The sequence below is a fragment of the Citrobacter sp. Cpo109 genome, assembly GCF_030332565.1.
GTDB classification, from domain to species: domain Bacteria; phylum Pseudomonadota; class Gammaproteobacteria; order Enterobacterales; family Enterobacteriaceae; genus Citrobacter; species Citrobacter portucalensis.
In genome coordinates, this window is sequence record NZ_JAOWHQ010000070.1 from 55,437 (window position 1) to 80,270 (window position 24,834).

Here is a 24,834-nt window from a genome sequence, read left to right on the forward strand (position 1 = left end):
TACGCAATAAGTTGAATCTTTGCGAATACGGTGAGCTTTTTCATTTGGCTTGTCGCCAGCAAAAAATAGCCAACAGGGCGTCGTTTTTTGCCGCGTGGCGTGTTTGATTTTGTGATTTATTTCAAAGACGTGGCGGGAATAGCATGAAAAGAGGGTAAAAGACTTGTCGGCCGGATAGGGCGTTACGCCACCATCCGGCACTCAGAGGTTATGAGCGGTTTAATCCTGACGCAGTACGTTGTGACCATAGGCCAGCAGCGCATCGGTGACGTTGCGCATCATGCGGCTTTCCGGCGCAAAACGGTGCCAGTACAGCATCCGGCGCTGGAACAGGCCCGGCGTTAAGTCGATAAGTTCGCCGCTTTCCAGTTCTTTCTCAATCTGCAAGTGGGGGATCATGCAGCAGGTCGTTCCCTGACGCGCCAATTGAACAAAGGCTTCAGACGAGTTAACGATATGGCACGGCACGCTGCCCGGCGGCAGGTCGAAGTTTTGTTGCAGGAACGCCTGGTGCATATCATCAAGATGGTCAAACGCTACCGCTGGGGCTTTCAGCAGGGCAGAGCGGGTGACGCCGTTAGGGAAATAACGCTCGGCGAAAGGTTTAGAGCCAACAAACAGGTAGTCCAGCGCGCCGAGTTTATCCACCAGACAGCTTGGCAGCGCCTGATGTTGAATACTCACCGCACCGACCACTTCACCACGACGCAGACGTTCCTGAGTTCGGGTTTCATCCTCAACCTGCAGGTTCAGCCGAATCGGCGAATTTGCCAGTACCGGAGCCAGCGCCGGAAGCAACCAGGTCGCCAGACTGTCGGCGTTCACCGCCAGTGAGAGCAGCAGCGGCGTCGAACCGGTTTGTTCATCACCCAGCCACTCGTCTTCCAGCAGTTCAACCTGACGCAAAAGCGCCAGTAGTTTTTGCCCCTGTTCGGTTGGGCGTGGTGGTACGGTACGCACCAGCAGCGGTTGTCCGAACATATTCTCAAGCTGTTTTATGCGCTGTGAAACCGCGGATTGCGTGATGCACAGCTTTTGCGCCGCGCGTTCAAATCCTCGTTCACGAATAACCGCATCCAGTGCTTGTAGTGTTCTGTAGTCCGGACGTTTCATTGCTTTGACGCACTCCTGAAAATTTTGCTTGTTCTGCACTATGACACAAATTTAGGTTGGGTAAAGACGAAATCCGCCGCTTGCGAGCGGGTGTGGGGACATTTTTCTGCACAATGTTCTATAATGCGCGTGAATTTTCCCACCATATTCACACCACAGGCGAAACGATCATGACGCAGGATGAACTGAAAAAAGCAGTAGGATGGGCGGCACTTCAGTATGTACAGCCCGGTACCATTGTGGGCGTAGGTACAGGTTCAACAGCCGCACACTTTATTGATGCGCTGGGCACAATGAAAGGTCAGATTGAAGGTGCGGTATCCAGTTCGGACGCTTCAACCGAAAAACTCAAAAGCCTCGGTATCCACGTGTTCGATCTTAACGAAGTGGACAGCCTCGGCGTATACGTTGACGGCGCGGATGAAATCAACGGCCACATGCAGATGATCAAGGGCGGCGGCGCAGCGTTGACCCGTGAAAAAATTATTGCTTCCGTGGCGAAGAAATTTATCTGTATTGCCGACGCGTCCAAAGAAGTCGATATTCTCGGTAACTTCCCGCTGCCGGTTGAAGTGATCCCAATGGCGCGCAGCGCAGTGGCTCGCCAGTTGGTGAAGCTGGGCGGTCGTCCTGAATACCGTCAGGGTGTAGTGACGGACAATGGTAACGTGATCCTTGATGTACACGGTCTGGAGATCCTCGATGCCATCGCGATGGAAAACGCCATCAATGCGATTCCGGGCGTGGTAACCGTCGGTCTGTTTGCCAACCGTGGTGCGGATGTCGCGCTGATCGGTACGCCAGACGGCGTGAAAACTATCGTAAAATGATCTGACGGGAGTGTCTTCTCCCGTTAAAAAAATTTTGGCAGGGCAAATTTGGTGACTTGTGTCACGTTTATAATATTGTCCTGCCGATCTCTCCAAAGAAAAAGTTATCGCCAGTATTTTCCTCTGACATTTCTCTCTGAATGACATTTCTTCAGCACGGCGACGCAAACGTTCATATTGCCGCAATATTATTTTTTGATATGTTGAAGAGACGGATGAAAATCCCACACACAACACATCAGTTTGAACAAAAAAAGACAGGGTCGGGGAAATGGCAAAGGTATCACTGGAGAAAGATAAGATTAAATTTCTGCTGGTTGAAGGCGTGCATCAAAAAGCGCTCGAAAGCCTTCGTGCAGCAGGTTATACCAACATCGAGTTTCATAAAGGCGCTCTGGACACTGAACAACTGAAAGAGTCCATCCGTGATGCCCACTTCATTGGCCTGCGATCCCGTACCCATCTGACTGAAGATGTGATTGACGCCGCAGAGAAACTGGTCGCGATTGGCTGCTTCTGTATCGGCACCAACCAGGTTGATCTCAGCGCTGCGGCAAAGCGCGGGATCCCCGTGTTTAATGCGCCATTCTCTAACACGCGTTCCGTTGCGGAACTGGTGATTGGCGAACTGCTGCTCCTGCTACGCGGCGTACCCGAAGCAAACGCCAAAGCACACCGCGGCGTGTGGAATAAACTGGCTACCGGCTCGTTTGAAGCGCGTGGCAAAAAACTGGGGATCATCGGCTACGGCCACATTGGTACTCAGCTAGGCATTCTGGCGGAATCGCTGGGGATGCACGTCTATTTCTATGATATTGAAAATAAACTCCCGCTCGGCAACGCCACGCAGGTGCAGCATCTTTCCGACCTGCTCAATATGAGCGACGTGGTCAGTTTGCACGTACCGGAAAATGCCTCCACCAAAAATCTGATGGGCGCGCGTGAGATTGCCTTGATGAAACCAGGCGCACTGCTGATTAACGCCGCACGCGGCACAGTTGTTGATATTCCTGCGCTGTGCGACGCGTTAGCGACCAAGCACCTGGCAGGGGCAGCAATCGACGTATTCCCAACCGAGCCGGCAACCAACAGCGATCCTTTCACTTCGCCGCTGTGTGATTTCGACAACGTGATCCTGACGCCGCACATTGGTGGTTCAACGCTGGAAGCACAGGAAAACATCGGTCTGGAAGTGGCTGGGAAACTGACCAAGTATTCCGACAACGGCTCTACGCTGTCTGCAGTTAACTTCCCGGAAGTTTCGCTGCCGCTGCACGGCGGTCGTCGTCTGATGCACATTCACGAAAACCGTCCGGGCGTACTGACTGCGCTGAACCAGATTTTTGCCGAGCAGGGCGTCAACATTGCCGCGCAGTATCTGCAGACTTCCGCACAGGTAGGTTACGTGGTTATTGATATTGAAGCGGATGAAGATGTGGCAGAGAAAGCGCTGCTGGCGATGAAAGCCCTTCCGGGAACCATTCGCGCTCGTCTGCTGTACTGATTTCCTCTACATGGGCAGGCGGTTGACCTGCCCATCTTTCCTCTGATTTCCCGGCCTCAAAATCTCTTCCTGTCACGCATACATTCTGTTTTCGAGCCTTGCCGCAATTGGCAAAAAAAGCTACCACTCCCAGATTTTGGATGGCGTCACCACCGCAGGCAGTGGGATATCCCATTCTTCGACAGGCAGCTTTTCCACTCGCTGACAATCGTGCGCGTAGCCTACGGGCTGGATCTTATGCTGCTGCCAGTTTTGCAACGTACGGTCATAAAATCCACCGCCCATACCCAGGCGTTGCCCGACCTCATCAAACGCCACTAACGGCGTAATCAGTATATCCAGTTGTGAGAGCGGCAATACGTCACGTACATCAAGTCGTGGTTCCTGGATCTTTAAGCGATTGGTTACCAGGTCGCTGTGCGGATGATAGTGCAGGAACAGCAGGTTGCCAGGGCTGAAGGGATGAAGAACCGGAAGATAGACGCGCTTGCCCGCTCGCCACAGCTGATCTATTAGCGGCTGGGTATCGAGTTCGCCATCGAACGAGAGGAATACCGCCACCGTATGAGCGAGTACAACAGGGGGAAAGCTGAGCATTCGGGTCGCGGCTTGCTGACCGTATTGTCGTTGCTGTTCGGAGGTAAGCGCACGACGACGCTGCCGAATCAGTTGACGGATTTCTTGCCGGGATAAAGGGAGTTCAGAAAGTAATGTCATGGCTGTTGCCAGGTAGAAGGGAATCTCCGAGATGCCGCCGCAGGCTGTAACCCTTGAACCCTTGGTTCAAGGTGAATGCGTCGTCACAGTTTTAAGGCTTCTCGGACGGGCCGAGCATGCTCACCAACCGTGGAGCGCCACATTCTTGTGGTATGAAATATCGGCTCAGGGGACTGGCCCGCTTGCAAACATCTCAGAGAAATTTTGTCTTCACGGTCACTCTACCACAGTAAACCGAAAAGTGTTATTCAAAGTTTTGGCCCGTTTTTTCGGTTATGCGACCCTGATCAAGCAACGCCTGTTCGATGGTCTGTTGTAGCATCCGAATACGTTGTTCCATGCTCGCCGCGTACTCACGCGTCTTCGCTTTTTCCTGAGTTAATTCATAGCTGATGTTCAACGCGGCGATGAAAACCAACTGCTCAGTATTTGTGACTCTAGTGCGAACTTTCAGATCTTGCAATCGCTGATTGAGATCGTCCGCAGCCTGATTCAACGCATCCCTTTGTTCAGGCGGGCAATTCACTCGCAGTGAACGGCCAAATATTTGGATATCGACGGGTTGTGCAGACATGCCACCTTCCTGCTGATTGACTGCGCTGCCTTCGTCTCCAGACCGTGGGTCCGCGAAGGGGCGACACTATAGCTACCCTGGTATCAAGATACAAGCCCTTTTCTGGTCCACCAGGGTCCAAAGTGGTAGCATACCATGAATATTCCTCCCTTTGATGACGAATGCTTATGTCTATACAGAACGAAATGCCTGGTTACAACGAAGTTAGCCAGTTTTTGAACCAACAAGGGGCTGGATTAACCCCGGCCGAAATGCACGGCTTGATAAGCGGAATGATTTGCGGCGGAAATAACGACAGCTCATGGCAGCCGCTGCTGCACGACCTGACGAACGAAGGTCTGGCCTTTGGTCACGAGCTGGCTCAGGCGCTGCTGAAAATGCACTCAGCCACCAGTGATGCCCTCGAAGACGACGGCTTCCTTTTTCAGCTTTATCTGCCTGAAGGGGATGACGTCAGCGTGTTCGATCGCGCCGATGCGCTGGCGGGATGGGTAAACCACTTTTTACTGGGCCTTGGCGTCACGCAACCGAAGCTCGACAAAGTGACCGGCGAAACCGGGGAAGCGATTGACGACCTGCGCAATATCGCTCAATTGGGATATGACGAAGACGAAGATCAGGAAGAGCTGGAAATGTCGCTCGAAGAGATCATCGAATACGTGCGCGTAGCCGCCTTGCTGTGTCATGACACGTTTACGCGTCAGCAGCCGACCGCGCCGGAAGTCCGTAAACCGACTCTGCACTAAGAACGAAACGCAAAGGAGAGTGTGATGAGCGAGATATCTCAGCAAGAATTCCAGCGTCGTCGCCAGGCTTTACTGGCACAAATGCAGCCCGGCAGCGCCGCGCTGATTTTTGCCGCACCGGAAACGACGCGTAGCGCGGACAGTGAATACCCTTACCGCCAAAGCAGTGATTTCTGGTACTTCACCGGTTTTAACGAACCTGAAGCCGTGCTGGTGCTGATCAAAAGTGATGACACTCATAACCACAGCGTTTTGTTCAATCGGGTTCGCGATCTGACGGCGGAGATCTGGTTTGGCCGCCGTCTGGGCCAGGATGCTGCCCCGGCAAAACTTGGCGTTGACCGGGCGCTGGCCTTCAGTGAAATCAATCAACAGCTGTATTTGCTGCTCAATGGTCTGGACGCGGTATACCACGCCCAGGGCGAGTATGCCTGGGCCGACGAGATTGTGTGCACGGCGCTGGATAAACTGCGCAAAGGCTCCAGACAAAATCTGCACGCGCCTGCCGCGATTATCGACTGGCGTCCGATGGTGCATGAAATGCGCCTGTTCAAATCACCGGAAGAAATCGCGGTCATGCGTCGTGCCGGAGAAATCACCGCACTGGCGCATACCCGCGCGATGGAAAAATGCCGTCCGGGAATGTTTGAATACCAGTTAGAAGGGGAGATTCACCATGAATTTACCCGTCATGGCGCGCGTTATCCGTCCTATAACACGATTGTCGGCAGCGGTGAAAACGGCTGTATCCTGCATTACACCGAAAATGAAAGTGAAATGCGCGATGGCGATTTGGTGCTGATTGACGCTGGCTGTGAATACAAAGGCTATGCGGGTGACATTACGCGTACCTTCCCGGTAAACGGTAAATTTACCCCAGCACAGCGTGAAATCTACGATATCGTACTGGAATCCTTAGAGACCAGCCTGCGTCTGTATCGTCCCGGAACGTCCATTCAGGAAGTCACTGGCGAAGTGGTGCGTATCATGATTACGGGCCTGGTGCAGCTTGGCATTCTGCACGGTGATGTCGATCAGTTGATTACCGAAAATGCGCACCGCCCATTCTTTATGCATGGTCTAAGTCACTGGCTGGGTCTGGATGTGCACGACGTCGGCGTTTATGGTCAGGACCGCTCACGTATTCTTGAGCCGGGAATGGTACTCACCGTCGAACCGGGACTGTATATCGCGCCGGATGCTGATGTACCACCGGCTTATCGTGGTATCGGCATTCGTATTGAGGATGACATCCTCATCACCGAGGACGGCAATGAAAACCTGACCGCCAGCGTAGTGAAGAAAGCTGATGACATTGAAGCCTTAATGGCTGCGGCGCGACTGCAATGAGTGTGATTATCGTTGGTGGTGGTATGGTTGGCGCGACGCTGGCGCTGGCCATTTCTCAGCTCAGCCATGGGACTCTGCCGGTTCATCTGATAGAAGCGAGCGAACCTGAAACTGACCGCCATCCCGGGTTTGACGCCCGGGCGATCGCGCTGGCGGCAGGAACCTGCCAACAGCTGGCGCGAATTGGCGTATGGCAGGCGATTGCCGATTGCGCAACGGCCATTAAAACGGTTCACGTCAGCGATCGCGGCCATGCCGGATTTGTGACGCTGGATGCGCAGGAATACCGTATTCCAGCTCTGGGCCAGGTGGTAGAACTGCACGACGTCGGGCTGCGTCTGTTTGCGCTGCTGCGCAAAGCACCGGGTGTCACATTGCACTGCCCCGACCGCGTAGCCAGCGTGTCGCGCACGCAGGAGCGCGTTGAAGTGACGCTGGAGAATGGTGAAATGATTACCGGTCGCCTGCTGGTGGCTGCTGACGGCACGCGTTCCGCACTGGCGACTGCCTGCGGTGTTGACTGGCTGCAACAGCCTTATGAGCAACTGGCGGTGATTGCCAACGTCACGACCTCTGTACCGCACGACGGGCGAGCGTTTGAACGCTTCACGCAATATGGCCCGCTGGCAATGCTGCCAATGTCTGACGGTCGCTGCTCGCTGGTGTGGTGCTATCCACTGGAGCAGCGTGATGAGATCATGACCTGGTCCGACGAACAGTTTTGCCGTGAACTACAAACCGCTTTTGGCTGGCGACTGGGACGTATTACCCAGGCTGGTAAACGCAGCGCTTATCCGCTTTCGTTAACTACGGCGCTGAAAGCGATTACCCATCGTACCGTGCTGGTAGGGAACGCCGCCCAGACGCTGCATCCCATTGCCGGGCAAGGTTTCAACCTTGGCCTGCGCGATGTAATGAGCCTTGCTGAGACGCTGACGCAGGCGCAAAACGGCGCGGAAGATGTCGGTGATTATGCGGTGCTGGCACGTTATCAGCAGCGCCGCGAGCGCGATCGCGAGACGACGATTGGTGTGACCAACAATTTAGTGTATTTGTTTGCCAATCACTGGGCCCCGCTGGTTGTTGGGCGCAATGTCGGGTTGATGGCGATGGAATTATTCACCCCTGCGCGCGATGCGCTGGCGGAGCGGACCCTGGGTTGGGTTGCACGATAAATATGACCTGTAGGTCGGATAAGGCAACGCCGACATCCGGCAAGGGTCCCCGCAAAAATGCCTGATGGCGCTGCGCTTATCAGGCCTACGGATTACAGGTTTCGAGGTATAAACAGTGCAAAGTGTTGATGTAGCAATTGTTGGTGGCGGCATGGTGGGACTGGCGGTTGCCTGCGGCCTGCAGGGCAGCGGGTTGCGCGTTGCGGTGTTAGAACAACATGTTCCGCAGCCGTTGGCGGCGGATGCTCCTCCTCAGCTTCGCGTTTCGGCCATTAATGCAGCCAGCGAAAAACTGCTTACCCGTCTTGGCGTCTGGTCCGACATTGTTGCTCGTCGCGCTTGCTGCTACCACGGCATGGAAGTCTGGGACAAAGACAGCTTTGGACGTATTGCGTTTGATGACCAGAGCATGGGCTACAGCCATTTGGGTCACATCGTTGAAAACTCAGAAATCCATTATGCGCTGTGGCAAAAGGCGCAGCGTTCAGCGGATATTACGATGATGGCGCCTGCTGAAATACAGCAGGTGGCCTGGGGCGAGAACGAGGCATTTCTGAGCCTCAAAGATGGCACAATGCTGACGGCGCGTCTGGTCGTCGGTGCCGATGGCGCTAATTCCTGGCTGCGCAATAAAGCGGACATTCCGCTCACCTTCTGGGACTACCGTCATCATGCGCTGGTGGCGACTATCCGTACGCAGGAAGCTCACGGTGCGGTTGCGCGTCAGGCGTTTCATGGCGAGGGGATTCTGGCATTCCTGCCACTCAGCGATCCGCACCTGTGCTCTATCGTCTGGTCGCTCTCGCCGCAGGAAGCAGAACGTATGCAGCAGGCAAGCGTTGACGAGTTTAATCAGGCGCTGAATATCGCCTTTGATAATCGTCTGGGGCTGTGCAGCCTTGAAAGCGAACGTCAGGCGTTTCCGCTGACGGGACGTTATGCCCGCCAGTTCGCGGCCCATCGTCTGGCGCTGGTGGGGGATGCGGCGCATACCATCCACCCGCTGGCGGGTCAGGGGGTTAACCTTGGCTTTATGGATGCGGCGGAACTGATCGATGAGCTTAAGCGGCTACAGCGTCAGGGAAAAGATATTGGTCAGTATCTCTATTTACGCCGCTACGAGCGCAGCCGTAAGCATAGCGCAGCGCTGATGCTGGCGGGGATGCAGGGTTTCCGTGAACTGTTTGCAGGCGAGAATCCGGCGAAAAAACTGCTACGTGATATCGGTCTGAAACTGGCCGATACCCTGCCGGGCGTAAAACCACAACTCATCCGTCAGGCGATGGGACTGAACGATCTTCCCGAGTGGTTACGTTAGTGTCCGTAAGGACAATCTTAAGAGTTTGAGACCCGTCACACTTTCCTCTCCCGGCCTGCGCGTCGGGGGGCTTCTCTCATTTGAAATAATCTAATTTCACGCCTTTTTTCGCATTAGTTTTTCTAATTTTACGTTTTTTTCATAACGCCATTTTTGACATTTTTTCCACATTTAATATGGATTGGTGCTGTAATTTTGCGCTTATATTCGTTTGTTGTTCTGATTAATTGTTATGTGTATGGAGTTTTATTCTGTTAGCGATCTGGCTGTTTTTCGCCATAAGCTAATGTGATGGTTAATTTTGACTTATGGTTTAGCGTCTGTTTCGGTGGTAAGTTCAGGACAAAGAGAACGTTTGCGTCGTAGCCCCTGGAGCGGCTGCGGTGCTGGGTTTCGTGGCGAAAATTTCACCGCGAAAGAGTTGGTAGCCCCGCTTATTCAACGAGGAAAAGATGGCTCAACAGACTCCTTTGTACGAACAACACACGCTATGTGGCGCGCGCATGGTCGATTTCCATGGCTGGATGATGCCACTGCATTACGGTTCTCAGCTCGATGAACACCATGCTGTTCGCACCGACGCCGGAATGTTTGATGTGTCGCATATGACCATCGTCGACCTGCGCGGTAGCCGCACCCGGGAGTTCTTGCGTTATCTGCTGGCAAACGACGTCGCGAAGCTAACGAAGACGGGTAAAGCCCTCTACTCCGGGATGCTCAACGCTTCGGGCGGCGTGATAGATGACCTGATTGTCTACTACTTCACTGAAGATTTCTTCCGCCTCGTTGTAAACTCCGCCACCCGCGAAAAAGACCTCTCCTGGATTACCCAACACGCTGAACCTTACGCCATCGACATCACTGTTCGTGACGACCTGTCGCTGATTGCGGTGCAGGGTCCAAACGCGCAGGAAAAAGCAGCTACGTTGTTTACTGACGAGCAGCGTCATGCGGTTGAAGGCATGAAGCCGTTTTTCGGCGTTCAGGCAGGTGATTTGTTTATCGCAACCACCGGTTATACCGGCGAAGCAGGTTATGAAATTGCCATGCCGAATGAAAAGGCGGCAGATTTCTGGCGTGCGCTGGTTCAGGCTGGTGTCAAACCTTGCGGTCTCGGCGCGCGTGACACCCTGCGTCTGGAAGCGGGTATGAACCTGTATGGCCAGGAGATGGACGAAGGTATTTCTCCGCTGGCGGCCAACATGGGCTGGACCATCGCGTGGGAACCGGCTGACCGCGACTTTATTGGTCGTGAAGCGCTGGAAATGCAGCGTGAAAAAGGCCACGAACAGCTGGTCGGGCTGGTGATGACTGAGAAGGGCGTGCTGCGTAATGAACTGCCGGTGCGTTTCACCGATGCTTCTGGCAACCAGCATGAAGGCATTATCACCAGTGGCACATTCTCCCCAACCCTGGGTTACAGCATCGCGTTGGCGCGTGTGCCTGCGGGTATCGGTGAGACTGCGATCGTACAGATCCGTAACCGTGAAATGCCGGTAAAAGTGACTAAACCTGTTTTTGTGCGTAACGGCAAAGCCGTCGCGTAATTCATCCTTTTTTGGAGATTGATTGATGAGCAACGTACCTGCAGAACTGAAATACAGCAAAGAACACGAATGGCTGCGCAAAGAAGCTGACGGCTCTTACACCGTTGGTATCACCGAACACGCTCAGGAGCTGTTAGGTGACATGGTTTTCGTTGACCTGCCAGAAGTTGGCGCCACCGTCAGCGCGGGCGATGATTGCGCCGTTGCGGAGTCCGTAAAAGCGGCATCCGATATCTATGCGCCAGTAGGCGGTGAGATTGTTGCGGTTAACGATGCGCTCAGCGACTCCCCGGAACTGGTCAACAGCGAGCCGTATGCGGGTGGCTGGATTTTCAAAATCAAAGCCAGCGATGAAAGCGAAATTGAATCGCTGTTGGATGCGACCGCATACGAAGCTTTGTTAGAAGACGAGTAAATACGCTTTTGCCGGATGGCGCTGCGCTTATCCGGCCTACAAAGCATGCGTAGGCCCGGTAAGCGCTAGCGCCACCGGGCACGTAGACAGAGACCATCACGATTCACTGCACGTTTCAGGAACCATCGCCCATGACACAGACGTTAAGCCAGCTTGAAAACAGCGGCGCTTTCATTGAACGCCACATCGGACCGGACGCCGCGCAGCAGCAAGAGATGCTGAATGCGGTTGGCGCCGAGTCGTTAAACGCGCTGATCGGCCAGATTGTGCCGAAAGACATTCAGCTCGCAACCCCGCCACAGGTGGGCGAGGCGGCGACCGAATACGCTGCGCTGGCTGAATTAAAAGCCATCGCCGGGCGTAACAAGCGCTTCACGTCCTACATTGGCATGGGCTACACCGCCGTGCAGTTGCCACCGGTTATTCTGCGTAACATGCTGGAAAACCCAGGCTGGTACACCGCATATACGCCGTATCAGCCGGAAGTCTCCCAGGGACGACTGGAAGCTTTGCTGAACTTCCAACAGGTCACACTGGACCTGACGGGCCTGGATATGGCTTCTGCTTCTCTGCTGGATGAAGCCACTGCGGCTGCTGAAGCCATGGCGATGGCCAAACGTGTCAGCAAACTGAAAAATGCCAACCGTTTCTTTGTGGCGGCTGATGTTCACCCGCAAACGCTGGACGTGGTTCGCACCCGTGCAGAAACCTTTGGCTTTGACGTCATTGTTGATGACGCGGCGAAAGCACTGGATCACCAGGATGTGTTTGGCGTGCTGTTGCAGCAGGTTGGCACCACCGGTGAAGTACACGACTACAGCAAACTGATTGCCGAGCTGAAATCCCGTAAAGTTGTGGTCAGTGTCGCTGCCGACTTTATGGCGCTGGTACTGCTGACTGCACCGGGCAAACAGGGCGCGGATATTGTTTTCGGCTCTGCGCAACGCTTCGGCGTTCCGATGGGTTACGGCGGCCCACACGCGGCATTCTTCGCCGCTAAAGACGAATTCAAACGCTCCATGCCAGGCCGTATTATCGGCGTATCGAAAGATGCGGCGGGCAATACCGCACTGCGCATGGCGATGCAGACTCGCGAGCAGCATATCCGCCGCGAGAAAGCGAACTCCAACATTTGTACCTCGCAGGTTCTGCTGGCCAACATCGCCAGCCTGTATGCCGTTTATCATGGTCCGGTTGGCCTGAAACGTATCGCTAATCGCATCCACCGCCTGACTGATATTCTGGCGGCCGGTCTGCAGCAGAAAGGGCTGAAGCTGCGCCATGCGCACTACTTCGACACTCTGTGTGTTGAAGTGGCCGACAAAGCGGCTGTGCTGGCGCGTGCCGAAGCGGCAGAAATCAACCTGCGTAGCGATATCCATAACGCGGTAGGTATTACGCTTGATGAAACCACCACCCGTGAAAACGTGGTGCAGTTGTTCAATGTTCTGCTGGGCGACAGCCACGGTTTGAATATAGATACGCTGGATAAAGATGTGGCGCTCGACAGCCGTTCCATTCAGGACAGCATGCTGCGTGACGATGCGATCCTCAGCCATCCGGTGTTTAATCGCTATCACAGCGAAACCGAGATGATGCGCTACATGCACTCGCTGGAGCGCAAAGATCTGGCGCTGAACCAGGCAATGATCCCGCTGGGTTCTTGCACCATGAAGCTGAACGCTGCCGCCGAGATGATCCCTATCACCTGGCCGGAATTCGCTGAACTTCACCCGTTCTGCCCGCCAGAGCAGGCAGAAGGTTATCACCAGATGATCGGCCAGCTTTCCGAGTGGCTGGTAAAACTGACCGGTTATGACGCCGTCTGCATGCAGCCGAACTCCGGCGCGCAGGGCGAGTATGCGGGTCTGCTGGCGATTCGTCACTATCACGAAAGCCGTAACGAAGGCCATCGCGATATCTGTCTGATCCCGGCTTCTGCCCACGGCACCAATCCGGCATCCGCACAGATGGCGGGGATGCAGGTAGTGGTTGTCGCCTGTGATAAGAACGGCAACATTGACCTGGACGATCTGCGAGCAAAAGCAGAACAACATGCTGCGAACCTCTCCTGCATCATGGTGACCTATCCGTCTACTCACGGCGTGTATGAAGAAACGATCCGTGAAGTGTGCGACGTTGTACACCAGTTTGGCGGCCAGGTTTACCTTGATGGCGCGAACATGAACGCTCAGGTTGGGATCACCACGCCAGGCTTTATCGGCGCAGATGTCTCGCACCTCAACCTGCATAAAACATTCTGCATTCCGCACGGCGGCGGCGGCCCAGGTATGGGACCGATTGGCGTCAAATCACATTTGGCACCGTTCGTACCGGGTCACAGCGTAGTGCAGATTGAAGGAATGCTCACCCGTCAGGGCGCAGTTTCTGCGGCGCCGTTCGGTAGCGCATCTATTCTGCCAATCAGCTGGATGTACATCCGTATGATGGGCGCAGAAGGTCTGAAGCAGGCAAGCCAGGTGGCGATCCTTAATGCTAACTACATTGCCAGCCGTCTGAAAGATGCTTATCCGGTACTGTATACCGGTCGCGACGGTCGCGTGGCGCATGAATGTATTCTCGACATTCGCCCACTGAAAGAAGAGACCGGCATTAGCGAACTGGATATTGCCAAGCGTCTGATCGATTACGGTTTCCATGCGCCGACTATGTCATTCCCGGTCGCGGGTACCCTGATGGTTGAACCGACTGAATCTGAAAGCAAAGTGGAACTTGATCGCTTTATCAATGCGATGCTGGCAATCCGCGCTGAAATCGATCGCGTGAAAGCCGGTGAATGGTCACTGGAAGATAACCCGCTGGTTAACTCGCCGCACACGCAAAACGAGCTTGTCGCGGAGTGGAATCACGGTTATAGCCGCGAAATCGCCGTCTTCCCGGCTGGTGTGGCGAACAAATACTGGCCGACCGTGAAACGCCTTGATGATGTTTACGGTGACCGTAACCTGTTCTGCTCCTGCGTGCCGATGAGCGAATATCAGTAACTTTTCCGCGCAGTAAAGCTTTTGTAGGCCGGGTAAGGCGAAGTCGCCTCCCGGCTTTTTCATATCTGGAGGTATCCATGGGAATCGCACTGGTTACTGGCGGCAGTCGTGGCATCGGGCGGGCAACCGCGCTGCAGTTAGCGCAAGAGGGTTACACGGTTGCGGTTAACTTTCATCACAATATCCGTGCGGCAACGGAGGTGGTGAATACCATTGTCGCTGCCGGGGGAAAGGCGTTTGCTCTACGGGCTGATATCAGCGATGAAAGCCAGGTTGTGGCAATGTTTGAATCTATTGACCGCGAAGGTGAACCACTGACTGCGTTAGTGAATAATGCCGGGATTTTGTTTGAACAGAGCACGGTGGAAAGCCTAACCGCTGAAAGAATTAACCGCGTGCTGGCGACCAATGTTACCGGCTATTTTTTGTGTTGTCGGGAAGCGGTAAAGCGGATGTCGTTCAAACACGGAGGGCAAGGCGGGGCGATTGTAAATGTCTCTTCGGCTGCATCGCGGCTTGGTGCGCCATTCGAATATGTTGATTACGCAGCCTCAAAAGGCGCTGTGGACACGCTCACCACCGGCCTTGCGCTGGAGGTTGCGGCGCAAGGGATCCGCGTAAACTGCGTGCGACCTGGTCTTATCTACACTGAAATGCACGCATCAGGCGGCGAGCCGGGAAGGGTCGATCGCGTGAAATCGATGTTGCCTATGCAGCGCGGCGGACAACCGGAGGAGGTCGCGCAGGCGATTACCTGGCTGCTGAGCGAGAAGGCGTCCTACGTAACGGGAAGTTTTCTGGAACTGGCTGGCGGGAAGTAGGATTTAATCGCCGGATGGCGCTATGCTTATCCAGCCTACGGGAATTTAATCTGTAGGCTGGAAAAGGCGTTTACGCCGCCATCCGGCAAAAAATCAAAGTTTCTCGCCGTTGCTGGCAATCACCTCTTTGTACCAGTTAAAACTTTTCTTGCGTGAACGCGACATATCGCCGGTGCCGTCGTCGTGTTTGTTCACGTAGATAAAGCCGTAACGTTTGCTGTACTGACCGGTGGTGAACGAGACACAGTCGATGCAGCCCCACGGCGTGTAGCCCATCAGGTCTACGCCATCATAGGTTACCGCTTTCATCATCTCTTCAACGTGGGCGCGCAAATAGTCGATGCGATAGTCGTCGTTGATGCTGCCGTCTTCTTCCACTTTGTCGTAGGCACCAAATCCGTTTTCTACGATAAATAGCGGTTTCTGATAGCGCTCATACAGTTCACATAAGGCGTAACGCAGACCGACCGGATCAATCTGCCAGCCCCAGTCGGACGCTTTTACGTGCGGGTTCGGTACGCTGCCCTCAAAACCAGAAATGGCATCGCCGCTGCCGCCTTCCGCTTTTACCGCGTTGGTCATGTAGTAACTGAATCCGAGATAGTCACAGGTGCCTTCACGCAGGATTTGCTCATCTCCGGCTTCCATTCGGATATTGAATTCGCGGCGTTCCCACTCGTTCAGTACATATGATGGATAGTAGCCGCGCAGTTGAACGTCGGTGAAAACGTAGCGCTCACGCATTGATTCCTGCGCGAACATCACATCTTCAGGCTTACAGGAGAACGGGTACAGTGGCACCATCGCCAGCATGCAGCCGACTTTCATTTCCGGGTTGATGCGGTGTGCGGCTTTCACTGCCAGAGCACTGGCCACGAACTGGTGATGCAGCACCTGGTACATGGTTTCTTCCGGGTTTTCATGCTCGGTATACACCACGCCGGAGCAGCAATAACCAAACAGCGGTGCGCGCCAGTTGCGCTGGTTATTGATCTCGTTAAAGGTCATCCAGTATTTGACCTTGTGCTTGTAGCGCTCAAAAACGACTTCAGCGAATCGGACAAAGAAATCGACGACTTTACGATTGGTCCAGCTACCGTACTGTTGAACAAGGTACAGCGGCATTTCAAAGTGGGAAAGGGTGATGACCGGTTCGATGTTGTACTTCAGCAGTTCATCGAACATGTCGTCGTAGAACTTTAGCCCTTCTTCATTCGGCTGGCTTTCATCCCCTTTGGGGAAGATACGGGTCCAGGCGATTGAGGTGCGGAAGCATTTGAAGCCCATCTCAGCAAACAGCTTGATGTCTTCTTTGTAATGACCGTAAAAATCGACAGCTTCGTGGTTGGGGTAGTACTTACCGGGTTCAACTTCCTGAGTGATTTCTCGCGGAACGCCGTGTGCCCCTCCGGTCAGTACGTCGCAAATGCTGGGGCCTTTGCCACCTTTGTTCCAGCCGCCTTCAACCTGGTGCGCCGCAACCGCGCCACCCCATAAAAAATCTTTTGGTAAGGTAAGTTTTTTCATCTGCGCTCAGTCTCAAATTAATACAATCTGATTTTGAGTCTAACAAAGGAAAGATAAATGTCACGATATAACAAAATAGCGCTAATGTGATTTGTTACATCCAAAAAACAGATTGTTTTTTTACGCTATTCTTTTCGCCAACTTGCGGCCGAGTGACTCCAGAATATAAATAACAGGGATTTGCGTGGTTATATCGTATACCCCGGCAATGCGCGTCTGTGGAACGTGCCAGGAGAGATTAAAGTCAGCCAATTTGGCCAGCCGCGAATGTTCATGACTGGTGACAGACAGGACCTTACAGTTATGCAGGCTGAACTGGCTGGCAAAGCGCAGGATCTCTTCTGTTTCACCGGAAACAGAAAGCACGATCGCCAGCGCGTTTCTGGCCATGTCATTCGTTACCGGGAAATAAGGATCATCAATGTGATTACTGAATTTTCCAACGTTTGAGAAAAAACGTGCGCCATATTTGGCTAAGGCTCCGGATGTTCCCGCTCCGACGAATATAATACGTTCGGAAGATAATATAATATCAACAGCCTGATCGAGCAGATTATCGAACTCATCGTTATTAACGCCTTTAAAGAAGCTGATAATTTCGCTGGCACCGAAATTAGCCTGTTGCGGTTCATTCTGCTCTAAATATAATTTGAAGCGCACGCGAAATTCTGAGTAACCTTCACACTTAAGCTTGCGGCAAAAGCGCAGTACGGTGGTAGTGGAAACACCCACGGCATCGGCCAGTTCGCGAATGGTCATGTACATGACTTTGTCACGGTTTTTGATGACATAGTTGTAGACCAGCATCTCAAGATTGTTGAGACTGGCGATGGCAGCGTGGGAGAACATACTCACAATGGCAAAACTCACTCATCAGACTTCATCTACAGGGAATAATAACATGCAGCCAAATGACATCACTTTTTTTCAGCGTTTCCAGGATGACATTCTGGCCGGACGCAAGACCATCACTATTCGTGACGAGTCCGAATCACACTTCAAAGCCGGGGACATTTTACGGGTTGGGCGCTTCGAAGATGACGGTTACTTCTGCACGATTGAGGTTGTAGGCACCTCAACCGTCACGCTGGATACGCTGACGGATAAACATGCCCGGCAGGAAAACATGACGCTTGAAGAACTTAAACATGTCATTGCCGAGATTTATCCGGATCAGACGCAATTTTATGTGATTGATTTTAAATGCCTTTGATTTTAATGGTACGCATGTTAGCTGAAATTTAAAATCTAACACTATGATTTTTAATGATAAATATTTATCTGGTAATTATTTTAGCTAACAGGTGTTCACTGGAACCATTCTCAGTTACGCTAGAGGAGCAATCACGATAGGGTTCGTTTCTCGGGAGTAAGTTATGGTTCAGAAGCCATTAATCGCGCAGGGATATTCGCTGGCAGAGGAAATAGCCAACAGCATCAGTCACGGTATCGGGCTGGTGTTTGGGATTGTCGGACTGGTGTTATTGCTGGTCCAGGCAGTGGATACCAACGCCAGCGCTATGGCGATTACCAGCTATAGCCTGTACGGCGGCAGCATGATCCTGCTGTTCCTCGCCTCAACTTTGTATCACGCGATCCCCCATCAGAGAGCGAAAGTCTGGCTGAAAAAATTCGACCACTGTGCGATTTATCTGCTGATTGCCGGGACCTATACACCATTTCTGCTGGTAGGGCTTGATTCGCCGCTGGCACGTGGGCTGATGATTGTTATCTGGAGCCTGGCGCTGATCGGTATTTTATTCAAACTAACCATTGCGCACCGGTTTAAGGTTCTGTCACTGGTAACCTACCTGACGATGGGCTGGCTTTCGCTGATTGTTGTGTATCAACTGGCGGTTAAGTTGGCGGCGGGAGGCGTGACGTTGCTGGCTGTTGGCGGTGTGGTGTATTCGCTGGGCGTAATTTTCTACGTCTGTAAGCGTATTCCTTACAACCATGCGATCTGGCACGGCTTTGTGCTGGGCGGCAGCGTTTGCCACTTCCTGGCGATCTATCTGTATGTGGGATAACACGCATAGATTCAGTGTAATCCCGGGGGCGGCGTAAACGCCTCGCCCGGACTGTATTTTATAGGCCGGACAAGCCAACGCCGCAATCCGGTAGCCTGTGCCGAATTGCCTGATGGCGCTGCGCTTATCAGGCCTACCAATTACTCTTCGTCTAACGAATATGGCAGCGGTACGATATGCAGCGTTTTCGCGTCTTCACGAACGCGGAACACGCTGTCGGCCTCCATGTCGTTATTCATCACAACCTGCACCAGTATCTGACCATCAGCCAGTTGTACTGCGGCGAGTACGGTGCCGGTACGGCGCCAGTTCTCGCCCATTTTCAGCTCCAGGTCTTCACCCGCTTCCGGTACTCGACCGGCGGCACCCGCCAAAGTCCACATGGCGCGTTTGTTGGCTCCGCGGAATTTTGCACGAGCCACCATTTCCTGACCGGTGTAGCAGCCTTTTTTAAAGCTGATCCCGCCCAGAGCCTGCAGATTGGTAGCCTGTGGAATAAACTGTGCACTGTTGGCTGTATCAATAACGGGGATACCCGCTTCGATATCCAGCGCCAGCCACTGCTGGCTGTTATTTAACTCAGCTTCGCCACGCAGCTTTTCAACCAAGGTTTCTGCTGTGGTGGCATCAACGATCAGCAGAAAACGTTCGGCAGGGTGTTCGAACCACAATACCGTGGAGGCACCTTCGGTAATGACCTGCTTATCACTGTTCGGCAATTCGCTAAAGAGATTGGCCAGCGCTGCACGTGCCTGGAATCCCGCTACGCCCAGCAGTACTCGTTCATCGTCCGGGGCAATCACCACCTTCGAGAAGACCGCATATTTTTTCAGCTCGCTGAGCTGCGCATCACGCAGGCTACGGCGCTCAAGCCATGCAAAACCGTCGCCCTGGCGGAACAGACGCAGGTTGCTCCACATTTTACCTTTGGCGTCACAATGTGCAGCCAACAGGTGCTGATGCTCGGTCATCTGGCTGACATCCGCCGTGACCTGACCCTGAATATACTTCTCACTGTCGACACCGGTGATGGTGGCGAGCGCCCAGTCATCGAGCGTCATTAGCGTCAGAGGCAAACGCGTTGACGCGAAAGGCTGGCGAGGAGGAAAAGATGTAAAAGCCATAATAATGTCCTGATTTGCTTAACGCAGTGATAATGACTAATGGTAAAAGAGCTATGGCCCATTGCAAGCGGTTTAAACAGGCTATTTGTGCCATATGTTGCGCTTTGCGAGGAGACATCCAAAAATGGTGAATCCTTTGGCTTAATAAGGTTTTATTTAGCGAGCGAGCTTCAGTTTACTGATATTCCCGTAAAAAGAGCGGGAAAAACACGTTACAATAGCGGGATACTTCGTTTTCGCGAGACAGGGAGAAGAACATGGATATTAACAACAAAGCACGTATTCATTGGGCATGCCGCCGCGGTATGCGCGAGCTGGACATCTCGATCATGCCGTTTTTCGAACATGAATATGACAGCTTAAGTGACGAAGAAAAACGTATCTTTATCCGTCTGCTAGAATGTGATGATCCAGATTTATTTAACTGGTTGATGAATCATGGGAAACCAGCTGATGAGCAGCTGGAACAGATGGTGCGACTTATCCAGACACGGAATCGGGAACGTGGTCCAGTGGCAATCTGATTTACGCGTATCATGGCGCGCGCAGTGGCTTTCACTGCTAATTCATGGGCTGGTCGCGGTATTTATTTTATTGATGCCCTGGCCATTGAGCTACACCCCATTATGGCTGGTTTTGCTCTCTCTGGTGGTGTTCGATAGCGTTCGCAGTCAGCGTAGAATCAACGCCTGTCAGGGTGAGATTCGGCTGTTGATGGATGGCCGTCTGCGCTGGCAAGGGCAAGAGTGGTCTATCGTTAGCGCCCCCTGGATGGTTAAAACAGGCATGATGCTGCGTTTGCGATCTGATGCCGGAAAACGTCAACATTTGTGGCTGGCAGCAGACAGTATGGATGATGCAGAGTGGCGGGATTTACGGCGGTTGATGCTGCAAAAGGCGAAGCAAGGGTAACGCATGACGCATGCCTGATGGCGCGCAGCTTGAAGGCCTACAGTTAGGTGCGTCATGCAGGCCGGATAAGGCATTTACGCCGTCATCCGGCAAATCGGTTATCAGGACCAGTGCTCGGCCATTTCCCCAAGAATTTGCTCGCACCAGGCCTGAATGCGTTCATCGCTGAGATCGTACTGGTTCGTCTCATCCAGCGCCAGGCCAACAAACAGTTGTCCATCAGCAATGACGGGTTTATCGCTGGTGAATTCGTAGCCTTCTGTGGGCCAGTAGCCGACAAACTTTACACCTTTGGTGATCAGTTTATCGTGCAGCATACCCAACGCATCCAGGAACCATTCGCCGTATCCCAACTGATCGCCCATACCGTAAAGTGCGACAATCTTGCCTTCCAGGTTGAGGTCGTCCAGTTGCTCCCAGATCGCTTCCCAGTCCTCCTGAATTTCACCGAAATCCCAGGTTGGAATGCCCAAAATGAGCACGTCATATTGCTCCATTAGGGTCGGGGAATCGTCTTTGAGGTTGTGCAGTGTCACCAGTTCGGGACCCAGGATATCGCGGATTTTTTCTGCTGCCATTTCGGTGTAGCAGGTGCTGGAACCGTAAAAAAGACCCATGTTCATGACGTAAACATCTCAATTCTGCTGTAGCGTTGCGGGTAGTGTAACAGAATCGCCGCATTCTCGGCACAATGAGGCATAATGCATCAAAAATGAGAGTGGAATAAGGGGCGCGAGTGGAACAGGATCTGGCGCGCATCGAGCAGTTTCTTGATGCCCTGTGGCTGGAACGAAATCTGGCGGAAAACACATTAAGTGCGTATCGTCGCGATCTGACCATGCTTGTGGAATGGTTACATCACCGCGGCGCTTCGCTTGCGACCGCGCAAAGTGATGATCTGCAAGCCTTGCTGGCTGAGCGGATGGATGGAGGGTATAAAGCCACCAGTTCCGCACGTTTGCTCAGTGCGACGCGACGTTTTTTTCAGCATCTGTACCGCGAAAAATATCGTGAAGATGACCCCAGCGCCTCGCTTGCATCACCTAAACTTCCGCAGCGCCTGCCTAAAGATCTCAGCGAAGCACAGGTTGAGCGGCTGCTACAAGCGCCGCTTGTTGAGCAACCGCTGGAGCTACGCGACAAAGCCATGCTGGAAGTGCTGTATGCAACAGGCCTGCGCGTGTCTGAACTGGTAGGACTGGCGATGAGTGACGTCAGCCTGCGTCAGGGTGTGGTACGGGTGATCGGTAAAGGTAACAAAGAGCGCCTTGTCCCGTTGGGTGAGGAGGCTGTGTACTGGCTGGAAACATACCTGGAGCATGGGCGTCCATGGTTGCTCAACGGCGTATCGATTGATGTGCTGTTTCCTAGTCAGCGGGCGCAACAGATGACCCGTCAGACCTTCTGGCATCGTATCAAACACTATGCTGTGTTGGCGGGAATCGACAGCGAAAAGCTGTCACCGCACGTCCTGCGGCACGCGTTTGCCACGCATCTGCTTAACCATGGCGCAGACCTGCGCGTGGTGCAGATGCTACTGGGGCATAGCGATCTCTCGACAACGCAAATTTATACTCATGTCGCAACGGAGCGCTTGCGGCAACTACATCAACAGCATCACCCGCGAGCGTGAGTGCTGACAGGATAGGATAGGCTATGAAAAAACGTTTTATGATGTTCACCCTGCTGGCGACGGCGTTTTCCGGCATGGTACATGCAGACGACGCGGCAATTCGTCAGTCATTAGCAAAGCTGGGTGTGCAGAGCACCGAGATTCAACCTGCTCCGGTTGCGGGCATGAAAACTGTACTGACCAATAGCGGCGTGCTGTACGTTACCGAAGACGGTAAACATATTATTCAGGGACCGATGTACGACGTGAGCGGCGCAAGTCCGGTGAATGTCACCAACCAACTGCTGATGAAACATCTGAACGCGCTGGAAAAAGAGATGATCATCTACAAAGCGCCGCAGGAAAAACACGTCATTACCGTTTTCACCGACATCACTTGTGGTTACTGCCACAAGCTGCATGAAGAGATGAAAGATTACAATGCGTTGGGGATCACCGTACGTTATCTGGCCTTCCCACGTCAGGGGCTGGACAGTCAGGCTGAGCAGGACATGAAGTCTATCTGGTGTGCTAAGGACAAAAACAAAGCCTTTGACGACGCGATGACAGGCAAGGGCGTGAAAGCGGCGACCTGTGATGTGGATATCGCTAACCACTATGCGCTGGGCGTACAGTTTGGCGTCAGCGGTACACCGGCGATTGTGCTGAGCAATGGCTATGTCGTACCTGGTTATCAGGGCCCGAAAGAGATGAAAGAATTCCTCGACGCACATGCAAAACAGACCAGCGGTAAATAATTCGCGTGAAACAACAGATACAACTTCGTCGGCGTGAGGCCGACGAGACAGCCGAGTTACCTGCCGACTTGCCGCCACTGCTGCGCCGTTTATACGCCAGTCGCGGCGTGCGCAGCGCGCAGGAACTTGAACGTAGCGTGAAAGGAATGCTGCCGTGGCAGCATTTAAACGGTGTCGAAAAGGCGGTTGAGATCCTCTACAACGCCTTTCGTGCGGGAACTCGCATCATCGTTGTCGGCGATTTCGATGCCGATGGCGCGACCAGCACGGCGCTAAGCATCCTGGCGATGCGCGCGTTGGGCTGCAGTAACGTTGACTACCTGGTGCCAAATCGTTTTGAGGACGGTTATGGTTTAAGCCCGGAAGTCGTTGATCAGGCCCATGCCCGTGGTGCTCAGCTGATTGTTACCGTAGACAACGGCATCTCGTCTCACATGGGTGTCGAGCATGCCAGAACGTTGGGGATCCCGGTCGTTGTAACCGATCACCACCTGCCAGGGGATACGCTGCCGGGCGCAGAGGCGATCATCAATCCTAACCTGCACGACTGTGAGTTCCCGTCGAAATCGCTGGCAGGCGTTGGTGTAGCTTTCTATCTGATGCTGGCGCTGCGCACTTTCCTGCGTGACAAAGGCTGGTTTGATGAGCGAGGCATTGCACCGCCGAACCTGGCTGATTTGCTCGATCTGGTTGCGCTTGGCACGGTGGCGGACGTGGTCCCGCTGGATGCCAATAACCGCATTCTGACGTGGCAAGGCTTAAGCCGTATCCGCGCCGGAAAATGCCGCCCAGGTATTAAAGCGCTGCTGGAGATTTCCAATCGCGACCCCCTAAAGCTGGCAGCCAGTGATTTAGGTTTTGCCCTCGGGCCACGGCTGAATGCGGCAGGGCGTCTGGACGATATGTCCGTTGGCGTAGCGCTGTTGTTGTGCGACAACATTGGTGAAGCGCGCGTGCTGGCCAATGAGCTGGACGCACTCAACCAGACGCGCAAAGAAATTGAGCAGGGTATGCAGGCAGAAGCGCTGACCCTGTGTGAAAAGCTGGAACGCAGTAGCGATACGCTACCTGGCGGTCTGGCTATGTATCATCCCGAGTGGCATCAGGGCGTAGTGGGGATTCTGGCATCGCGTATTAAAGAGCGATTCCATCGCCCGGTGATAGCGTTTGCCCCGGCAGGTGACGGTACCCTCAAAGGATCCGGGCGTTCGATTCAGGGGCTGCACATGCGCGATGCGCTGGAGCGCCTGGACACCCTTTATCCGGGCATGATCCTCAAGTTTGGCGGTCACGCCATGGCGGCGGGCTTATCGCTTGAAGAGGCGCAGTTTGAGCGTTTCCAGCAGCGTTTTGGCGAACTGGTAACCGAGTGGTTGGATCCCGCCTTACTGCAAGGTGAAGTGGTGTCGGATGGCCCACTGAACGCGTCGGAGATGACCATGGAGGTCGCGCAAATGCTGCGCGATGCCGGACCGTGGGGACAAATGTTCCCGGAACCGCTGTTTGACGGGCATTTCCGTTTGCTCCAGCAGCGTCTGGTCGGTGAGCGTCATCTGAAGGTAATGGTCGAGCCCGTAGGCGGTGGTCCACTGCTGGACGGTATTGCGTTTAATGTCGATACCACCTGCTGGCCGGACAACGGCGTGCGCGAAGTTCAGCTTGCCTACAAACTGGATATTAATGAGTTTCGCGGCAACCGCAGCTTGCAGATTATAATCGACAATATCTGGCCACTTTAGCGTCACTAATCGCTATA

24 protein-coding genes and 1 other RNA gene are annotated in these 24,834 nt (G+C 53.5%); 17 read left to right on the forward strand and 8 right to left on the reverse strand.

Annotated features, from left to right (window positions below):
• Positions 1 to 219: 219 nt before the first annotated feature.
• Positions 220 to 1,113 carry a DNA-binding transcriptional regulator ArgP gene (argP, locus tag OGY71_RS20550; protein ID WP_003825477.1) on the reverse strand — a complete coding sequence of 298 codons (894 nt, stop codon included), beginning with the start codon at positions 1,111 to 1,113 and terminating at the stop codon, positions 220 to 222.
• 170 nt (positions 1,114 to 1,283) lie between these two features.
• Between argP and rpiA the strand changes: the two genes are divergently transcribed.
• Both rpiA and serA read left to right on the forward strand, forming a co-directional pair.
• Positions 1,284 to 1,943, forward strand: coding sequence for a ribose-5-phosphate isomerase RpiA (gene rpiA / locus OGY71_RS20555; RefSeq protein WP_003825479.1), 660 nt, complete (start codon positions 1,284 to 1,286; stop codon positions 1,941 to 1,943).
• A 271-nt stretch (positions 1,944 to 2,214) separates the two neighbouring features.
• Positions 2,215 to 3,447, forward strand: a complete 1,233-nt coding sequence (gene serA, locus OGY71_RS20560) for a phosphoglycerate dehydrogenase (RefSeq protein WP_003825480.1) — start codon at positions 2,215 to 2,217, stop codon at positions 3,445 to 3,447.
• Positions 3,448 to 3,567: 120 nt separating this feature from the next.
• Here the strand turns inward: serA and OGY71_RS20565 are convergent, their stop codons facing one another.
• From OGY71_RS20565 to zapA, 3 genes are all read right to left on the reverse strand, one after another.
• Positions 3,568 to 4,164, reverse strand: a complete 597-nt coding sequence (locus tag OGY71_RS20565; RefSeq protein ID WP_063940907.1) for a 5-formyltetrahydrofolate cyclo-ligase — start codon at positions 4,162 to 4,164, stop codon at positions 3,568 to 3,570.
• Between the two features lie 19 nt (positions 4,165 to 4,183).
• Positions 4,184 to 4,367, reverse strand: a non-coding RNA gene (ssrS, locus tag OGY71_RS20570) — 6S RNA.
• A 41-nt stretch (positions 4,368 to 4,408) separates the two neighbouring features.
• Entirely contained in the window at positions 4,409 to 4,738 is a 330-nt protein-coding gene (zapA, locus tag OGY71_RS20575) for a cell division protein ZapA (protein ID WP_003026980.1), read from the reverse strand.
• A gap of 167 nt (positions 4,739 to 4,905) precedes the next feature.
• Between zapA and OGY71_RS20580 the strand changes: the two genes are divergently transcribed.
• The 8 genes from OGY71_RS20580 (at position 4,906) to OGY71_RS20615 (ending at position 15,115) form a co-directional block, all read left to right on the forward strand.
• Complete coding sequence (locus tag OGY71_RS20580) at positions 4,906 to 5,484, forward strand: YecA/YgfB family protein (RefSeq protein WP_003026978.1); 579 nt, start codon at positions 4,906 to 4,908, stop codon at positions 5,482 to 5,484.
• A 24-nt stretch (positions 5,485 to 5,508) separates the two neighbouring features.
• Positions 5,509 to 6,834 (forward strand): Xaa-Pro aminopeptidase, encoded by a 1,326-nt coding sequence (pepP, locus tag OGY71_RS20585; RefSeq protein ID WP_063940908.1) that lies wholly within the window; start codon positions 5,509 to 5,511, stop codon positions 6,832 to 6,834.
• Positions 6,831 to 8,009 carry a 2-octaprenyl-6-methoxyphenyl hydroxylase gene (gene ubiH, locus OGY71_RS20590; RefSeq protein ID WP_286613644.1) on the forward strand — a complete coding sequence of 393 codons (1,179 nt, stop codon included), beginning with the start codon at positions 6,831 to 6,833 and terminating at the stop codon, positions 8,007 to 8,009. The genes pepP and ubiH overlap by 4 nt, the downstream gene beginning before the upstream one ends.
• A 115-nt stretch (positions 8,010 to 8,124) precedes the next feature.
• Positions 8,125 to 9,327, forward strand: a complete 1,203-nt coding sequence (gene ubiI, locus OGY71_RS20595) for an FAD-dependent 2-octaprenylphenol hydroxylase (protein WP_063940909.1) — start codon at positions 8,125 to 8,127, stop codon at positions 9,325 to 9,327.
• Positions 9,328 to 9,779: 452 nt separating this feature from the next.
• Positions 9,780 to 10,874 (forward strand): glycine cleavage system aminomethyltransferase GcvT, encoded by a 1,095-nt coding sequence (gene gcvT / locus OGY71_RS20600; protein ID WP_003825494.1) that lies wholly within the window; start codon positions 9,780 to 9,782, stop codon positions 10,872 to 10,874.
• Positions 10,875 to 10,899: 25 nt separating this feature from the next.
• Positions 10,900 to 11,289 carry a glycine cleavage system protein GcvH gene (gene gcvH / locus OGY71_RS20605; protein WP_003026965.1) on the forward strand — a complete coding sequence of 130 codons (390 nt, stop codon included), beginning with the start codon at positions 10,900 to 10,902 and terminating at the stop codon, positions 11,287 to 11,289.
• A 131-nt stretch (positions 11,290 to 11,420) separates the two neighbouring features.
• Positions 11,421 to 14,294, forward strand: coding sequence for an aminomethyl-transferring glycine dehydrogenase (gcvP, locus tag OGY71_RS20610; protein ID WP_003825499.1), 2,874 nt, complete (start codon positions 11,421 to 11,423; stop codon positions 14,292 to 14,294).
• Between the two features lie 77 nt (positions 14,295 to 14,371).
• The gene (locus OGY71_RS20615) at positions 14,372 to 15,115 is read left to right on the forward strand and encodes an SDR family oxidoreductase (RefSeq protein WP_003825501.1); all 744 of its coding nucleotides are present in this window, start codon (positions 14,372 to 14,374) and stop codon (positions 15,113 to 15,115) included.
• A 93-nt stretch (positions 15,116 to 15,208) separates the two neighbouring features.
• Here OGY71_RS20615 and bglA read toward each other — a convergent pair whose 3' ends face one another.
• Together bglA and OGY71_RS20625 are read right to left on the reverse strand one after the other, a co-directional pair.
• Complete coding sequence (bglA, locus tag OGY71_RS20620; RefSeq protein WP_126956613.1) at positions 15,209 to 16,642, reverse strand: 6-phospho-beta-glucosidase BglA; 1,434 nt, start codon at positions 16,640 to 16,642, stop codon at positions 15,209 to 15,211.
• A gap of 120 nt (positions 16,643 to 16,762) precedes the next feature.
• Positions 16,763 to 17,491 carry a MurR/RpiR family transcriptional regulator gene (locus OGY71_RS20625; RefSeq protein ID WP_008785744.1) on the reverse strand — a complete coding sequence of 243 codons (729 nt, stop codon included), beginning with the start codon at positions 17,489 to 17,491 and terminating at the stop codon, positions 16,763 to 16,765.
• Between the two features lie 52 nt (positions 17,492 to 17,543).
• Between OGY71_RS20625 and yqfB the strand changes: the two genes are divergently transcribed.
• Together yqfB and trhA are read left to right on the forward strand one after the other, a co-directional pair.
• Complete coding sequence (gene yqfB / locus OGY71_RS20630; RefSeq protein ID WP_003825508.1) at positions 17,544 to 17,855, forward strand: N(4)-acetylcytidine aminohydrolase; 312 nt, start codon at positions 17,544 to 17,546, stop codon at positions 17,853 to 17,855.
• 163 nt (positions 17,856 to 18,018) lie between these two features.
• The gene (gene trhA / locus OGY71_RS20635; RefSeq protein ID WP_003825509.1) at positions 18,019 to 18,672 is read left to right on the forward strand and encodes a PAQR family membrane homeostasis protein TrhA; all 654 of its coding nucleotides are present in this window, start codon (positions 18,019 to 18,021) and stop codon (positions 18,670 to 18,672) included.
• 140 nt (positions 18,673 to 18,812) lie between these two features.
• Here the strand turns inward: trhA and ygfZ are convergent, their stop codons facing one another.
• Positions 18,813 to 19,796 (reverse strand): tRNA-modifying protein YgfZ, encoded by a 984-nt coding sequence (ygfZ, locus tag OGY71_RS20640; RefSeq protein ID WP_003825512.1) that lies wholly within the window; start codon positions 19,794 to 19,796, stop codon positions 18,813 to 18,815.
• A 257-nt stretch (positions 19,797 to 20,053) separates the two neighbouring features.
• On the opposite strand from ygfZ, the gene sdhE reads away from it, so the two are divergent.
• Entirely contained in the window at positions 20,054 to 20,320 is a 267-nt protein-coding gene (sdhE, locus tag OGY71_RS20645) for an FAD assembly factor SdhE (RefSeq protein WP_003825514.1), read from the forward strand.
• Complete coding sequence (locus OGY71_RS20650) at positions 20,301 to 20,708, forward strand: protein YgfX (protein WP_003825515.1); 408 nt, start codon at positions 20,301 to 20,303, stop codon at positions 20,706 to 20,708. Before sdhE ends, OGY71_RS20650 begins: the two co-directional genes overlap by 20 nt.
• A 101-nt stretch (positions 20,709 to 20,809) precedes the next feature.
• Here OGY71_RS20650 and fldB read toward each other — a convergent pair whose 3' ends face one another.
• The gene (fldB, locus tag OGY71_RS20655) at positions 20,810 to 21,331 is read right to left on the reverse strand and encodes a flavodoxin FldB (RefSeq protein WP_003825517.1); all 522 of its coding nucleotides are present in this window, start codon (positions 21,329 to 21,331) and stop codon (positions 20,810 to 20,812) included.
• 113 nt (positions 21,332 to 21,444) lie between these two features.
• Here fldB and xerD point away from each other — a divergent pair, with 113 nt between their 5' ends.
• Genes xerD through recJ form a run of 3 tightly spaced genes read left to right on the forward strand, consistent with a single transcriptional unit; the run spans position 21,445 to position 24,817 of the window.
• The gene (gene xerD / locus OGY71_RS20660) at positions 21,445 to 22,341 is read left to right on the forward strand and encodes a site-specific tyrosine recombinase XerD (RefSeq protein WP_063940914.1); all 897 of its coding nucleotides are present in this window, start codon (positions 21,445 to 21,447) and stop codon (positions 22,339 to 22,341) included.
• A gap of 23 nt (positions 22,342 to 22,364) precedes the next feature.
• Positions 22,365 to 23,078, forward strand: coding sequence for a bifunctional protein-disulfide isomerase/oxidoreductase DsbC (gene dsbC / locus OGY71_RS20665; protein ID WP_003825520.1), 714 nt, complete (start codon positions 22,365 to 22,367; stop codon positions 23,076 to 23,078).
• Between the two features lie 5 nt (positions 23,079 to 23,083).
• Positions 23,084 to 24,817: a single-stranded-DNA-specific exonuclease RecJ gene (recJ, locus tag OGY71_RS20670; protein WP_149334912.1), complete on the forward strand. Its 1,734-nt coding sequence runs from the start codon at positions 23,084 to 23,086 to the stop codon at positions 24,815 to 24,817.
• The last annotated feature ends 17 nt before the right edge of the window (positions 24,818 to 24,834 follow it).